Below are 16,247 nucleotides of genomic sequence, written 5' to 3' on the forward strand. Positions count from 1 at the left end.
CTACCAGTTGACGCTATCCCACTACTAGCTTATTCGTTTTCTTCAAAAATCGGGCCGGGATGGGCTTTTGCAATTGCCAGGTGATGTTCATCGGTTTAGAGCCGTGGTGACTGACATAATCCGCTAAACCCAAGCAAGTATAAGGCGCTGTTCCTGCCCTATCTTTTTTAAATTCTCTCACAAAAAGCAAAATTTTACCACCGTGTTCTTGATGATGCTGATAGCGTTGACCAGTTGGCGAATCCTCCGAGGTGGTGCTCTGGCTTTGCCAATGAAAAAGAAATTCATTAATTGAATAATCGTGATACATGGTGGTCGGTGAATAATCCTTGTCCGATTTATTCAGGGTGATAAAGAAGACATCGGTCTTTTTATCCGGCAAATACTTCACGCCCTCCCGGATGTTGCCCGGCTTATCATAATCCAAACCCACTAAAATCTGATCCCGGGTGTAGCTGCAATGCAAATCCAGCGGGCAATCATAATCCAGATTTAAGGATTCATCCACAAAATCGATGCGATCCAGATTAAACTGTAGCAGCGCCAACAGCTCTTCAAAAAGCACCGGCGCATTTTTTAGTTGAGCCAAAGCCGCCTCCGCTCTAGCAAAACCACATTCCAGATATGACTTTTGAAAAACCGTGTAATGAAACATATTGAGCATCCGCCCTTCATGCTCAGTAAACGCACGGGTTTCAATGGCCGGCAAAGCCGCCAATAAAAACTGTAACCAACGTCGCGAATCGATGGCGCAGATTTTGGGAAAAGCCTTGTTAAACACCTCTTCGAGTGGGTGTTCAAAATTATCTCTGATCCCAGCCAAAACGCAAAGTCTGGAGAAATTACAGCGGGCATAAAGGCTGCGCACATCCAGATGGTAATAAGTGACAAAGTTCGCTAAGCTCAAGACAAGATCGGTATCCTCGGCAAAAGTGGCGATGCGGGCGATGATCCCCGCTTTTTTCCCGAAGGATTGGGCAATATTCTGGAGAATGATCGCTTTGGCCTTCTGCTCCAATTGGATATAGCAGCCTTTTGGGACACTAACAAAACCGCTTTTAATTTCATGCGATAAGCTACGGGTCGCATGGGATAACAAGGCATTAAACTTTTCTTCAAAATTGTAGTGTTGATTAGCCTGGCCGATAAAATCCAGCACCGTTAAACAGTCCTTATCCTCAGTCAACCGCAGGCCTCGTCCCAATTGCTGTAAAAAAATGGTCAAACTCTGTGTCGGTCGCAAAAACAAGACCGTGTTGATTTCGGGTATATCCACCCCTTCATTATAGAGATCCACCACAAAAATCATCCGAATCTCTCCCGCCAAAAGCCGCGCCTTGGCCGATTTGCGCTGTTCATCCGACGATGAACTGATCAGGTAAATCGACGGAATCCCCCGGGCATTGAAAAAATCAGCCATAAACTTCACGTGTTCCTGTGAGACACAAAAGCCCAAACCCCGAACCTCATCGATATCCGCCACATATTTGAGCAGCGACGCCACAATCAAATCACCCCGCCGCTTAGCCGCCCATTCATCGATGGTATAGACATTGGATAACTCCCGGGTATCATAACCCCCGCGGCCCCATTTCAAAGTGTTTAAGTCGATGCTATCCGACACGCCAAAATATTGAAACGGCGATAACAGCTTGCGATCAATGGCTTCCGGCAAGCGGATTTCCGCCGCGATGCGATGATCAAAATAGCTTGAAATATCCCGCCCATCCATCCGCTCTGGGGTGGCCGTTAAACCCAGTAATATTTGCGGTTGATAGTGATCTAATAGCGTTTGATAGGTCTTGGCCGCCGCATGATGAAACTCATCGACGATGATATAGTCGTAAAAATCCGCCGTTGTTTTCTCATTAAAAGCTTGGGCGTTAAAGGTCTGGATGGACATAAATAAATGATTCAATTGGCTCGGTCGATAGCTGCCCACAAAGAGCTCCCCAAAGTTTTCATCCCGCAAAACATTGCGAAAACACTGGATGCTTTGGCTTAAAATTTCTTCACGATGGGCAATAAACAGCAAGCGATTGGCCCCCTTGGGGTTTTGCTTGCGAAAACGTTTGTAATCGAGAGCTGAAATCACCGTTTTACCCGTACCCGTTGCCGCCACAATCAAATTACGCATGTGATATCGGATGGTGCGCTCCGCTGCCAGCCGATCGAGAATTTCCTGCTGATAAGGATAGGGCCGGATGTCCACCAGATAGAGCGTCTGATTCTTGATGTCCCCCGTCTTTTCAGCCCGCAACGCATCTTCAAGCTGGGGTTGATCGTCCTTAGAATAGCATTTAAAATCTTGGCTGTGCCAGTAACTCTCAAAAGTAGCATTGATCTTCTCGATGGTCTCCGGCAAATCTTTAGCGGTGACCTTCACATTCCATTCCAAGCCAGTCGACATGGCCGCATGGGACAAGTTGGAAGAACCCACATAAGCCGTCGAAAAACCGGTGTCCCGAATAAACACATAGGTTTTGGCATGAAGACGAGTCCGCTTGGTATCATACGAAATTTTAATTTCCGTATTGGCCAATTCCTCCAATGCTTCAATGGCCTTGACATCAGTGGCACCCATGTAAGAGGTGGTCACCACCCGCAGCTTGCCGCCGCGCTGGGTAAATGCACGCAGTTCATCGATGATCAAACGCAGCCCACTCCATTTGATAAAAGAGACTAGTAAATCAATGGCATTGCTCGACGCAATTTCCTTATTGAGTTCGGTATAAAGCTGGGGTTCATGGATGGCACCGGTAAATAAGGAGCTCATCGACAAGGAAGTCTCCGGTCGAATCAGTTTGGCTGTTTTATCGATGGCAGAGAGGCTGTTTTTACGCTCAACCAAGCACAATAATTGCTGAGCCGACGCATCGACGAAATCCACTTCACTCTCCGAATCGGATTTCTCCAGTGTTTGCGTGATTTCATTGACCAGCTCAATTTGGCCCTTGAGTCCATGGACCTTGACCTGATCGAGCTTTTTTTCGATGACTGCGGCCAGATAGCTGGACAATACCTTGGCTGCCTCGGCTTCATCGATGGGCCCGATTTCGCTGATCAGTTCGGTATTGGTTTTAATTTCGTTTTGGATGGACTCCGTGATGACGGATTCGTATAGGCCTGGTTTTAGCATATGGGGAGCTCCTTGTAGGTTAATTATTATATCGACGGATTGTTTGATTTCAACCAGTGATTTTGGAACATTCATGTGTTGTTAACCAACACTGATGACACTTAAATTTTTTACTTGAGGACAACCTAGTTCATTTTGAACGTAACTTAATAATTCGTTTTCATGTTTCATTAACCACTCAATATTATTACCTTCGAAAAGTTCAATAACCCATTCTGAGTAGTACTTTCCGCTACGCCTTATATGAAATTTGATATCAGAAACCGCCTTGCAATGATAAAAGAAATTAATGGTTCTTATCAATGAACATTGTGGACTCTCTCTTCCAGCTTTATCCATATAAACTATATCCTTAGATTGGTTTAAATTCGACTTGAAAATATCCTTGAAATTAATTTCATTAATACCTTTCCGTTTATTACATTCTTTGCACAAGGTTTGTAAGTTTTCAACACTTGTGATCCCTCTCATCGAAAATGGCAGGATATGATCAACTTCTAATGTTACACCTTTCCCTTTTTCCCTACCACAGCAAACACATTTATATCCATCACGTCTGAGCACTTGTTCTTTTATAACCTTCGTCGGTTCCCTATTTGAATCTGTAAAAATTTCTTCATTTATTGGTGGTTCAGGCTTTATTGGACCATTTATCTTAATATCAACCAATCTATTCTCAACAGCATCATATGCTGATTTAAATCTATTGTAATCACGATAAAACACTTTCCATAGACTCCCATTTTTATTAAATTCATTTTGAAGAACAGTATATTTTGAAATCGCATCTTTATACATCAGTTGCATGGCTACTTCATCAAGATTATAATCATTTCTTTCATCAAAGGAATGATAGATTGGTGCTTCGCCATTCTGTGCTAAATGTCTGGAAATTTTCACTAATTCATTTTTCAGTTTCCCCCCTATATCATCCTGGGTTAAATCAAAATATTCTTCAATCTCTTTATCTAACCAGGTTAAAATTTGTTCATCCTCTATTTTTTCATCTGCAAATTTGTCTGGTATATTATTTAAGCTTTTATCTATGAAAATCTCAAATTTATTTTTATTGCTGTCAAACACCATTACGAATTCAGAATATGTTTCCATTTCTTCTTGCTCATCATCGGTGATGCTCACAGTATATTCGGTTTGATACCAGCCAGTTGGTATGTACGTTAAGTAGGGTGAATCGGCAAAGCGAACGCCACTATTAATTTGTTTGGACAATTGTTCTATTAAACTAATTGAAATATATTCTTTGGGATAAGCCCCTCTGACAATAGGCTTTGTATTACTTGTGCCATCACCAATCGGATTAGCCCAATTAATGATTCTTTTCCAATTATCTAGGAATAAGACAATATTTGCTTCTGATTTGCCTTTACCGCCGCCGGATTTTTCACCGCGTAAGGCCCTCCCTATCATTTGAGTCATCAAAATAGCACTGGTTGTTTGACGTGTTAGAAAAACAGTTTTAACATCTGGTATATCTACGCCTTCTGTCATCATCTTTACGTTAATCAGTACTTCATATTTACCTTCTCTGAATTCTTTCATAATCTTCTGATTTTCAGTTGTAGACCTTTTATTTCTTTCTTCCGGAGTATTAGCCTTAGCGTCAATTTGCGAATATATCGCTTCGCAATTTATTCCTTTTTCATTTAATTTTGATTTTAAATACTCGCACTGGAACCAACGATCCGCAAAAATGATTGTTTTTCCATACTTAGATTTATTACTCACGTACTCATTCACTATATAATCATTTCTTGCTGAGTCATGGGCAAGCTTTTCAACGATTTCACCGGGCAGATCCTTATGTTCTCTTACTAAACGGTTATAAAGTTTATCATCTACTTCAAGTTCTCTGCCTGTTGACTTTTCTATATAAACCGGAAGTGCTAGAATATTCTCCGCTATGAGTTTGGTTGTTTTTGCTTCATACAAGATACCCTTATCAAATATTTTAAATAACCAACCGCTGTTCTTTTTATCACTGTATGTAGGTGTTGCTGTTAAACCTAATAAATAAAGATTGGGAATCATCTCTTTTATGTCAATTAATAAATTTCTGCACCCATATGCCGGTGCATGATGTGCTTCATCTAATACAACAAATATTTGAGTATCCTTACAGCTGTTTATAAATCGTTTAAAATAGGAATCGACTTTCTCCCCATTGATGTCTTCTGGCACATTGTTAAATTTTGATATCGCCGTCTGGGTAGTCATTATTAGGACATCATCAGTTGTCTCGATATCAGAAGAATTAGAATGAGCTGGATCGCTGGATACGACTCTCACATTTAATGTATCTCGGCTTGGAGGTATACTCACTACATTCTCTAAAAATGTATTGCAAGCCTGATCCAATAAATATGAAGATTGTGCCAACCATAAGACTTTAATATTCTTGCTCAGTATATTTTCGCAAATCCACCTCACAGCGGTAAATGTTTTACCTGCACCAGTTGGTAAGACTAAAAGCCCACCTTTATAGCCTTCCATAGGAAAGTTATATGTTTTACTTAATGCGACAAAGGAATCAATTTGGTGAGATCTCTTTTCCTTACCAAATTTGCCTTCATTATCTTTTCTTAATTTAACTAAATCCAATGATTCATAATTCAATTAATTGTACCAGCCCTTCGTTTTTTTAATTTTAATATCAGCATTTACTGCCGTTAACTAGATTCACTTAAAAAAGTTAAGGTGAAAGCCGCCATCCCTATCTAATAAATAATGCCTACTGAATAATTACCAATTTTTGATAAACACCGAACCCATTCAATTCCGGCATAAAAAACTGTAACTGGGCGTAAAGAACCTTGCGCAGGGGTTCAGAACAACAATCGACAATGCAATCGTACAAAGGCCGGTATCTGGCAAACGTGTCCGGATCAGACCAAGACCACAGTTGAGTTTGGCAAGACTGAATTTCCGTTCGACTTCAACACGTTCGCAAATATCCACATAGTCCTGTTTTTTATCAGTCACTGCATTTTTAGGTGGACGACCCAGTGCCGAACCTGCCATTTTCTGGATAGTGTTTTTTGATGACTCAACATGGTGTCGATAATCGCCAGGTCTCTGCGCAGATAACGCAGTTGTTTCCCAATTGCTTTGCGGAAGTAAACCATCAGCGATGGATCAAATGGCGGTTCATCTGGAACAGGTCAGAAGAATTCTAAAAATATTTTGGAATCCATCAGTGACATTTAGAATTCTTTCCGGCCTTTAGTTTTGTTGTTTAAGCGCACTACTTTGAGCCATTGCCCGTTACGGCTTAACCGCTGCTTGGTAGATGCCAGCTAGTTCGCTTTTCAGTTCCTTTAGACGTTTCTGTGTTGCTTCGATCAACTCCAGTTTAGAGCGGTACTGTTCTGAAATTTTATTTTGGATTTCTTTTGGCGGCACCGATACTTCAAGATCTTTCAAGGCACCTGTGGATATTGATATCAACGACGTCCCGGTTTGCACCGTTTTTAAAAGTTTACGGCCATCTTCACTGTCCAGAAATACTTTTAAATAGGTGGGATCCACCTGATCTTTTCTGGGACGGATGACCATGAGATTTCCTGTGACTATGTATTTCTTATCTTTATCAAGATTTGCCACGGCTATTTTCAGGACGGTGCCCTTGGCCGTCATCAGGATATCGCCCTCTTCAAGAAAATACCGGGCGTATTTTTTTTTATCGCTGAGATTCACATTAGTCAAGTCTTTGGAAATCTGGCCGGCTTCAATATCTTTTAAACCCACCAATTGATAATCGCTTTTTTCCGTGATCATCTCGTCTTGATCGGAAGCTTTTAATTGCAAGCCTCTAAAGATCGTTTCCGTTATCTGATCCAATTTGAGCGGATAAGGAATCTCAATCTGGTTTGTTTCCAAATAGCCAAAGGGATCAAGATTATAATTGCCGGCAGCAATGACTGCGTTCAAAACAGTGTGGGCTTCGGGCATATTGTCTTGACTATTGTATAATGTCATGATCTTTTTTATATCTACAGCTGTCAGTTCATTTTTTCTTCGGCCTTTGGTGTAGATTTCGGTGGCATCAACCAGTCGAACGGCGGTGTTATGATGGCTGAGAATCAACAGCGTGATTTCTATCGCCGTTTGCGGAATCACGTTTTTGGGAAGCTTGATGATCCCTTCCACCATCCCTTTTTCAAGCAGTTCTTGCCGGAATGGCTGATCAACGACATTACTAAGCAAGCCACTTGGTATCACTGCAATCGCCTTACCCTCTTCACTGATTGAATCTGCTAACGTGCCAATAAATGCCCAGTCCAAGCGATTTTTTAACCGGTCAGTAGCTTCAGTACCCCAGAAGTCCAGGGCAGAATGTAAAACCAGGTCACGTTTCTTGATCCCTAAAGGAAATTGTGAAAATGCTTTACTAAATTTTTTTAAGGTTCCTTTGGCATCGTGAAATTTGGGATTGGCCAGGACATCCCCCAGCTCAATCTGATAATCTGTGAGGCCTAATGCATGAAGGATAATTTTACTTTCATAATAGGTTGGTACACAAATTTCCTGTCCGTAAAATTCAGTTGCAATCCCTTCTTTATAAGCTTTGGCCAACATACTGCCGCGGCCGGAACAATAATCAACAAAGGATGAACCAGGGATACTTCGTAACAGTTCGACAGCCAATCCTTCAATACTTTCGGAAGAAAGAGATTCAGCCGATCCCATTTCTGTTGATAAGCGACTTAACACGATTTCCTTCGTATCTTCAGCTGACAATTCATCAAGAATCATTTTAATTCGTAACGTATCGCCGGTGCTGGCAGAGAGCAGTGGCAATAGAAAGCGAAGGATTTCACTTTTTTCTTGGTCATCTTTAACGCTTTCCAGCATTTTTTCCTGACACTCTGCCATGCTGCCAAACCGTTGTATAAAATAATCAAATTGTACATGGCCGAGGGTGGTAGCCACGGCACTGATGGCAAACAAATACTGTTCGATTTCTTTTACGGTAAACCTGTTTCTCATTGTGTCCATTAACTTATATACTTTCTGATTCATGTTGTTTCTCCTTTGGATTTTATTTGGTTACCGGCAACCAAGTTTATTTGAACCAAGTATATAACATGGATTTGGTTTTGTCAATCTTTATTATTTGGTTATTAATAACCATTATCTGGCACTTTTAAACCAAATCATGGTTTGACTTTTCTACTACCGCTACCTAGCGTTTACGAAATCGCCGCCTCTGACTACTCGCTGTTTACTGATTTTATAATCGTTCACAAAGCGGATATCGGTATTCCAATTTCTAACCGATTCTTCCATCCCTTTTCTTTTCCCTGTATAAGTAATATCGAAACGCAGCAAATCTAAAATCTGTGCTTTCGTTGCGATCTGTGCGTCAAGCAGATAAGCCAGTATTCGTTGTCTCACATCTTTAGACAAACCTGTCAAACCAACGGCATAACCATAAAGACTTAGAATCGAATGTTCTTTAAGGCCATTTGCTTCGGCACTCTTAACGGTCTTGATAATCACCGCGGGGATTATATTATTTTTGGTGTAATTCTGATAACTTAAAAATGAAATACGATACTGTTTACAGTGATGGCAATACATAATATTCATCACATCGTTTAAACCATTCTTCAGATTTTTTATCACGGCCTTCACATTCTCAATTTTATGCCCCTTGGAAAGACAAGTATCTTTGCCATAAAAAACGTGAATCTCAGGTTGACCAGTAATCATATTAACTTTACTAACTTTCTGGTTTGGGATACTGCTTCTTAAATGATTTAACAGCATTGCTTCTTCCAATTCAAAGGTTAGTCCGCTCAGCCGTTTTGAATTCGACACTTTTTCGCAGAAATTGTTCAGTTTATCTTTAAGCTCGTTATCGATAAAGTCTATAAAAGCTGCGAATTCGTTTTGCTTATTTTCCATGAACCTGATTGTATTTAGATACTCCTCCTTTTCAGCTTTTGATTTGTTTTTCATCAGCTCGCTATTCTTATATTGATATTCTTTTAATTTTTGACGAAATTCCCAATGTTTTTCGATGATCCATTCGCGGTCGATGTGACGGTCAACCTCGTCATGTTTACCGCAACGCCAATTGCTTTTATCTTTATAAAGCAATTGACATTTTTCTTCATAAATTGGCAAACGCTGGTCTAACAATTCATAAAGTTCATCAAATTCTTCCACGACTGCCTTTAGTGCAGCAACATCTTTTTTCCATACATAATAGTTTAAACCTCTATTTTCTGGCCTCTCACCTTCAAGTATTTGTATGTCCTTGTGAATCGTCTGCTGGATAATTTTAACGACTGTCGCATTAATATTTTCTTCCGTAAAGTGTCTACTTAATTCAGCTAAAACAATTAACATTTTACACCGATCCTTCTGATTTTTATTTAGAATTAGAAAATTTGTTTCTACTTTCTTTGCAGAACTTGAGGTTACCCCGGTTTTGATATTCAGTCATAGTGTGCCAGCCTTTCCCGTTTATTTGTCTTGTTCAAAGGGTTGTCTCAATAAGTCATGCCGTTGGTAGTGCTACTGTTTTTGTGGTCAACAGGTTACCAAGAAATATCAAATAGCAGCGAAAAAATCACACCACAGCCGTAAAAAAATGCGAACACGATCAAACAGCCACAACAACCCGGCCCTTTTTCCGCTTCAACCGTCTCATCATCGAAGTCTTCTGCTGTTTCTTCATCAGTCTCGTTTTTATCTGTTAACGTTACCACAAGTGGGATTAACAGATCATCCGGGATGCGATGGTCATCTGGTGGTTGGTGGTTCATGGTTTCACCTCATTGCTTTGTTGGGTTCTTTTTTGGAGGTATTCATCCCCCCCGTTAATTTGCCACATTTTATCTGTTCCCCCAGCACCCGCTCAAAGCTGGCGATTGTTAAATACCTGATGATGCTTTGTCATAAGTTAATAAGTTAGTGTCAGGCGCCGTCCTCTGACAGGGACATGCATTCAGCTCAGTTCCCAGATATTTTGCCATCATCAGAGCATGGGGATTGTACTTGACTTCCTCCTCGGATTTTGGATCATTCGTGATGACCAGCGCTTTGGGATTGTCAATTAGAACCTCAAGTGTGACACCTCCAGTGTGACACCTCCAAGATCATCATACAATTCCTGAATCGCCTCATAGATCGCTGATCCATCGACTTTTTGTGAAAAGCAGACCGCTTTTTTTCTTGATGCTGCCAGAATCATTGCAAAACAATAGACCTTACGGTATCGGCCGCCAATAATTACTTCGTATTCTGACCAGTCGAACTGTGCCTGATCACCTGGTGGGCTTTCATGCCTCACCGTTGCTTTTCTACTGATGTGGTCGTCCATGTCCTCATCTACCTTCCTGAGAAATCGATAAATCGGACCAATACTCCCTTGATAACCTTTTTTCCTGAGCTCTCTGAATATCCGAGTTCCGTTAAAGCGATATGGCTCACATCGCCATTCAATAATCTTTTCCCTGTATTGATCGATCTTTGTTCCATATTCTGACCGCTGATATTTCGGCGGTTCACTTAACCCCAAAAGTTTCTTAACTGTATTTCTGGATATACCAAGAATATCTGCTGTTGCTCGTTTGGACTTTGACTGTTTGTATACTTTCTGGACGGCTGCCCAATCTTCCAAATTTTTCACCTCTTTTTTCTCCTTTCCACATGATTTGCATGCAGAAAGAATTATAATTGTCTTTCAGAGGTGGGTCAATTCACAGTGTTAAATTTTCATACTTCGGTGCCAATTAAAACCACGATTACTCGCTCCTTTCTTCTTGAGGTGGGTCAATTTTCACCGTTAATCGTGGGTCAGTTTTAAGTATAAATCAACACGGCCATCTTTGTTATATCATTACGAATTAATTCAAATTGCATAAGAACCTCCAAAAATATGAATAAATACATCAATCAATTATATTGTTTATAATTTTCAGCGCTGCTTTTCACATTAACCTGAAGTATCTGAACTTTCACCGTTCTTTGCCCAATCCATTTTGAACACGTGTCTGATAATTCAATAGTGATTTTTGAAACTTCTCAACAGATTCTAAATCAACAATCGCTTATTACTACACAGTATGACCATAATTATTAATTTGTTCGGGATTTAACCTGTATTCAACTGTCTCTACAAAGCCATTTTTATATGTCATCGCAAAGACAATCTTAACCCCATCGACATGAATTTCTGATGGAGACCAAACTCCTTTTAATTTATTTACAACAGCAGTTTCGCGATCAGTACGATAAATATCGCCTGCCTCAAAGAATTTGACATCGCCAGTATAAATAACCATACTATATGCAACAGGATTGGAAATTACATTATATGTTACCATGTCAATATCCGTATAATCATTTTTATTGATTCTTAGAGCTATCGACTCATCTCCAGCATCCATTATGAACATAGCATCACGTCTACCATACCATCCATTGTCCCATTTATGGGGAATCACAGAATAGTCCTCAGCCGTATATTTATTTTTCTGATTGGCATCCTGGAAAGCATTTACAGTTGATCCCGGTGCTGCTGCACCTTTGTTAACGATCTGTATTTCAATGCCTTCTAATCGATAACTGAAGCCAGCAGTCCCAGCCTCAGCGCCATTAGAAGCCCAACCCATCCAGCCAACGTTTTGAGCGTGAACGCGATAGTATATATCGTATTTATCTGCGTTTTCACCGGTAAGTTCCATTTTTACAGCTTCTAACCGTAAACCCTTTCCTGAAGTCCCTGCTAGCTCACCGTCAACGACATAATCCTGCCATCCAATATTCTGGACATGGGTGGTATATTTGATGCCTACCCCATCTTTTTTTGTTAACTCAATCTTTAAACCTTCTAATCGTAAACCTTTACCCTCAGTACCTGACATCGCACCATCCGCGACATAATCTTGCCATCCAATATTCTGAACATGGGTAGAATAGTAAGCTGACAATTCAGAATTCGCATCAACAATTTGATAATCATCAATCTTTGAAATCGTTACTTGTCCTTCTGAATCTTTTACCTCAACATAAAGATCATAATATCCGGCTTGTTCTGGACGGAATACTGCTGAACTTGAACTGCTAAAATCGCTAATCACAATCTGTTCATCTGATTCGTTTTTATAATAGAAACGATACTCCACAGGTTTTGTCCCGCCATTAACAGCAGCGGATAATAAAATATCGGTATTCACAGGCTGCCCCATTCTTTTATCCGCGGTAAAAGAGCTGATCGTAATTCTTTCAGCTACGGGATACGTATTCACAAAGTAATAATCGACGTATTTATGATCGTAGGAATGACAATACACCTTGCAAGTAAGTGCGCCAATTTCAGTATCTAAGCTTGAAACCATCGCATCATTATTCTCCCCTAAAGTATCAAACAACTTATTCTCAGTTCCATCTAAATTGCAAGAATAAATTTGACGCCACAAAATCCGATCATCGCCATAAAGCACATAATAGATTTTTCCATTTAACACATTAAATTCACTAAATGTTTCTCCAGTATTAACTAATAGTTCACGGTCATCCCCATGAAGATTTGAGCAAAATATTCCGTCTGTTGAGTATTTCACACCATCTATATAATAATAATGAAAACCTATATAATACCATTTCCCACCTGCGTAATACATATTATCACTACTGGCAAAATAATCCTCATAGATGGTGCTATCTGCGGTACGTCCTTGTAAATCCCATTCATAAGGATGGGATTTATGGAAACTTGAATCACTCATTAAAAAACACCAGCGTGAAATATAACCATTTTCATCATCCCACGTTGCATCAATATGATACCATTGACCATCAACCTTTACCAAATTCCATGCATGGTAAGGTTTGCCATCTTTATAACCAATGAAAACCTCAGACTCTATCCCTACTTCTTCTAAAAGAATAGTGAGTGCTTCAGCATACTCCTGACAAGCTCCAACTTTTTTGACAATCATATTTTTTCCAGTATATGCGCGTATTTCTGGAATTGCTGAATAACCAACATACCGACACAGGGTATCGTGAATAGCCACTACTTTTTCTACATCAGACATTCTTTCCTCAATGTTTGCCTGATAAATGAATTTTTGCAAACAATCATGATACTCTTCCTGGGTATACATTACTTCAAGTGTTTCTTCTTCACTTAGTTTTCCAGTAACTTCATTGTCCTCACAAACATAAGTAAAAACAACTTTACTCACCATCTGATCACTATCATAATAAGTGGTGATTTTCGGAGCCATATAGAACAGGTCAAAATTATTGTTTAACACTTTATAATACAGTTCAGATACAACCGTCAGTCCATTGTTATCTATCTCATTATAAGGAATCTGATACATTGAAAGATTCAACTCAGGTTCTAAATTAATGAATGCAGATTCCATTTTTGTCATTATTTCAGCTTCTGTACTATTATTTAGCGAACTTATCTGAATAATACTATTATCCTTAACAGAAAGCGCATAAAGCAATTGCGCTTCCGGCACACTCGTTTCTTCAACAATAAGACCATCCGCTGTCTTGGTTTCTATGGTTGTTACCGTGATATCCCCCACTGGTTCAACTGGTAATTCTTCCCCTTGAATATTGTTTGAAGCATTTTGCTCCGCTTCTACCGCCATCGCACTCAATGGAAATAGCATCATTAAGGTTAATAGCATCAATACTAACCAAATTTTCTTACTCGAAATATTACTCCCCATACTTTCTCTCCTTATAATATACCAATTCTTTATCTGCAGAAGTGAGCATTTCTATCATCTGATACATGGATCCACTTTTTTTCATAAAGCCACCCCTTGTGAAACATATCGTTATGCTATTTAAAAAAAAACGTTTTTGGGGGGTAACAGAAACGGGTTTGTAGTTATGTTTATTATTGTAGCAAAAAAACAATACATTCTTGTATGCTTTTTCACCATACATATCAAGGCAGACTATGATTAATCTGCCTTGTATATATACAATTATGCTATATGCTAATTCACATTTGCATCAAGAAATGCCACACCACCTACATCTATCACTGTTCCTTTTTCTACAATCTTAATTTCAATCCCTTCTAAGCGATAACTAAATCCTGCTGTACCAGACTCTGCATCATTAGAAGCCCATCCCATCCAACCAATATTTTGTGCATGTACTCGATAGTATACATCATACTGAGATGAGTTCTCACCGGTTAACCGGATCTTAATTGCTTCTAAGCGATAAGATTTACCCTCGGTGCCTGACATTTTACCGTTTGCTACATAATCCTGCCAGCCAATATTTTGAACATGGGTGGCATACTCTACCCCCACTCCTTCAATACCGGACTCAATGGTGATCCCTTCTAACCGCAGGCTTTTTCCTTCGGTACCAGATATTTTACCGTCTTTCACTTCTTTCTGCCATCCTTCATTTTGAACATGGGTAGCATAAGCAATACTATAGGGTTTATTAACGATCTGACCTAAACGTACATTGGCCTCACAATACAATGAAGGATAACCATCAACCAAGGCGATAACCGATACTACTCTTTTTACATCCTCTTTAAATGCGTTAGTCAGGATCGTGGCTTGCTCCTCTGGTGTCATAAGACCACCCTTACCGGTCATAAAACGGAGCTTATCTTTCATATCCAAATCATTACCTTCTGCATCAACAATGGTGAAATGTGACCGTAACAGATCCCCAGTAATGTCCACATCTGCCGGAATTTCAAAAGCCGGATTGCTAATGATCCCTGCTGGTATAGTATCCTCTACTACATCACTGTACCCTAATCCAAAGTAATTACAAACCCAGGGATAATCAATAACCCCGGCTGTAATTTCACCACGACTTAACCCATCATTAATCTGTTTCGCCTTCTCATCTGCCGTTAACAGAGGACTCTTTGGGCCTCCTGAGAACATAATCTTATCTTTCATCCCCAGATCGTTACCTTCTAAATCAACAATCGTAAAATGATTAAGCAGAATTTCAGCAGTCATAACAGTACCCCTCGGTACTATCAGTACATGATCACACAAAAGTTTATTAGGAACTCCTACTTCTGTTACCTCAATCGCAGAATCAGCAACAACACCATTTTCTTGCAGAACCGGTGAGGCATACACCGAACCACTACCGACTAACAGTGCTACTGCCAATCCTAAAACCAAAACCTTCTTTTTTAACATGAACAATTTCCTCCGTTGTTTTTAACTTATGCATAATATGCATATGCAGCTGGAGGACTACATTTTGCCTCCAGCTATAATATGGATACTATTCCTTATTTTTTAATACTTGTCCAGATCTATACTAATTATCGGTTATTCCCCGAAATCTTCATTGACCTTACTTACCTCCAGTTATAATATGCGTTTAGGTTTTGCAAAACTTACTAACCGCTTTCTCTAAACAATTATTTTGAAGTATTTATTTCAGTTAGATTTTGAACTCTTATCACAATTAACCAGGTTATTAGCGCCCGGCGTCTGACCTCAACGCCGCCTTCTCCCCAATCACATTCAACCACTTCTCCCCGCCCCGACCATCTCTCACATCTCCGGTGATAAAGGTCTCCACCACCGTCAGCCCCACCACTGGTTCCAGCAGGGCTTTGAGCCGTTCTTCATCCAGATCCGTAAAATACCGGCCGTTGCGCTCGCCTTCAAAGTCACCGTATTTGAACGAGGCGTAGAAGAATCCGCCGGGCTTGAGGGCTGCGGCAATTTTTTTGAAAACGCCGGTCAGCTCTGCATAGGGCACATGCAGCAGCGATGCACAGGCCCAGACGCCGTCGAAAACCTGCTCAAAATCCAGTTGCTCAAAAGTCCGGCAAAGCACTTCCTGGCCGATGGTTTCCGTGGCCAGCTTACAGCAGGCTTCGGAGCCGTCCAGGGCCGTGACCTGATAGCCCAGATCCAGAAAAGCTTTTGAGTCCCGGCCGGAGCCGCAGCCCAGATCCAGAATATGGGCATGTTCCGGCAGATGGCTGAGAAAGCGCCGGTGCAGGGCCGAAAGATCGGCATCGACGGTGCCCCGGATGAATTCCCGGGCGGTCCGGTTGTAGTAGTCGAGGGTTTTATTCATCATAGTCTCCTGTTTT

Annotated in this window: 10 protein-coding genes; all 10 read right to left on the reverse strand. The window is 40.4% G+C overall.

From position 1 onward, the window contains the following. Nucleotides 1–13 precede the first annotated feature (13 nt). Nucleotides 14–3,139 carry a DEAD/DEAH box helicase gene (locus GH808_RS00655; RefSeq protein WP_186840874.1) on the reverse strand — a complete coding sequence of 1,042 codons (3,126 nt, stop codon included), beginning with the start codon at nucleotides 3,137–3,139 and terminating at the stop codon, nucleotides 14–16. 81 nt (nucleotides 3,140–3,220) lie between these two features. Next, nucleotides 3,221–5,773, reverse strand: a complete 2,553-nt coding sequence (locus GH808_RS00660) for a DEAD/DEAH box helicase (RefSeq protein ID WP_186840875.1) — start codon at nucleotides 5,771–5,773, stop codon at nucleotides 3,221–3,223. Nucleotides 5,774–5,929: 156 nt separating this feature from the next. Beyond that, nucleotides 5,930–6,178, reverse strand: coding sequence for a transposase (locus GH808_RS15715; protein WP_186840876.1), 249 nt, complete (start codon nucleotides 6,176–6,178; stop codon nucleotides 5,930–5,932). 243 nt (nucleotides 6,179–6,421) lie between these two features. Next, nucleotides 6,422–8,179 (reverse strand): N-6 DNA methylase, encoded by a 1,758-nt coding sequence (locus tag GH808_RS00670; protein WP_186840877.1) that lies wholly within the window; start codon nucleotides 8,177–8,179, stop codon nucleotides 6,422–6,424. 159 nt (nucleotides 8,180–8,338) lie between these two features. After that, entirely contained in the window at nucleotides 8,339–9,514 is a 1,176-nt protein-coding gene (locus GH808_RS00675; RefSeq protein WP_186840878.1) for a hypothetical protein, read from the reverse strand. 191 nt (nucleotides 9,515–9,705) lie between these two features. After that, nucleotides 9,706–9,933 (reverse strand): hypothetical protein, encoded by a 228-nt coding sequence (locus GH808_RS00680; protein ID WP_186840879.1) that lies wholly within the window; start codon nucleotides 9,931–9,933, stop codon nucleotides 9,706–9,708. Between the two features lie 290 nt (nucleotides 9,934–10,223). Continuing rightward, entirely contained in the window at nucleotides 10,224–10,799 is a 576-nt protein-coding gene (locus GH808_RS00685; protein WP_186840880.1) for a transposase, read from the reverse strand. A gap of 427 nt (nucleotides 10,800–11,226) precedes the next feature. Then, nucleotides 11,227–13,866: a transglutaminase domain-containing protein gene (locus GH808_RS00690; protein WP_186840881.1), complete on the reverse strand. Its 2,640-nt coding sequence runs from the start codon at nucleotides 13,864–13,866 to the stop codon at nucleotides 11,227–11,229. Between the two features lie 276 nt (nucleotides 13,867–14,142). Then, nucleotides 14,143–15,333 (reverse strand): hypothetical protein, encoded by a 1,191-nt coding sequence (locus GH808_RS00695; protein ID WP_186840882.1) that lies wholly within the window; start codon nucleotides 15,331–15,333, stop codon nucleotides 14,143–14,145. 286 nt (nucleotides 15,334–15,619) lie between these two features. Further along, on the reverse strand, nucleotides 15,620–16,234 hold the full coding sequence (locus GH808_RS00700; RefSeq protein ID WP_186840883.1) for a class I SAM-dependent methyltransferase: 615 nt from the start codon (nucleotides 16,232–16,234) through the stop codon (nucleotides 15,620–15,622). Nucleotides 16,235–16,247: the final 13 nt, after the last annotated feature.

The sequence above is a fragment of the Acetobacterium fimetarium genome (assembly GCF_014284475.1).
Classification (GTDB): domain Bacteria; phylum Bacillota; class Clostridia; order Eubacteriales; family Eubacteriaceae; genus Acetobacterium; species Acetobacterium fimetarium.

Excerpts from the sequence above, each read along its gene's own strand:
- GH808_RS00655 (WP_186840874.1), bottom strand. The coding sequence starts at position 3,139 with ATGCTAAAACCAGGCCTATACGAATCCGTCATCACGGAGTCCATCCAA.
- GH808_RS00695 (WP_186840882.1), bottom strand. The coding sequence starts at position 15,333 with ATGTTAAAAAAGAAGGTTTTGGTTTTAGGATTGGCAGTAGCACTGTTA.
- GH808_RS00690 (WP_186840881.1), bottom strand. The coding sequence starts at position 13,866 with ATGGGGAGTAATATTTCGAGTAAGAAAATTTGGTTAGTATTGATGCTA.
- GH808_RS00680 (WP_186840879.1), bottom strand. The coding sequence starts at position 9,933 with ATGAACCACCAACCACCAGATGACCATCGCATCCCGGATGATCTGTTA.
- GH808_RS00670 (WP_186840877.1), bottom strand. The coding sequence starts at position 8,179 with ATGAATCAGAAAGTATATAAGTTAATGGACACAATGAGAAACAGGTTT.
- GH808_RS00700 (WP_186840883.1), bottom strand. The coding sequence starts at position 16,234 with ATGATGAATAAAACCCTCGACTACTACAACCGGACCGCCCGGGAATTC.
- GH808_RS00675 (WP_186840878.1), bottom strand. The coding sequence starts at position 9,514 with ATGTTAATTGTTTTAGCTGAATTAAGTAGACACTTTACGGAAGAAAAT.
- GH808_RS15715 (WP_186840876.1), bottom strand. The coding sequence starts at position 6,178 with ATGGCAGGTTCGGCACTGGGTCGTCCACCTAAAAATGCAGTGACTGAT.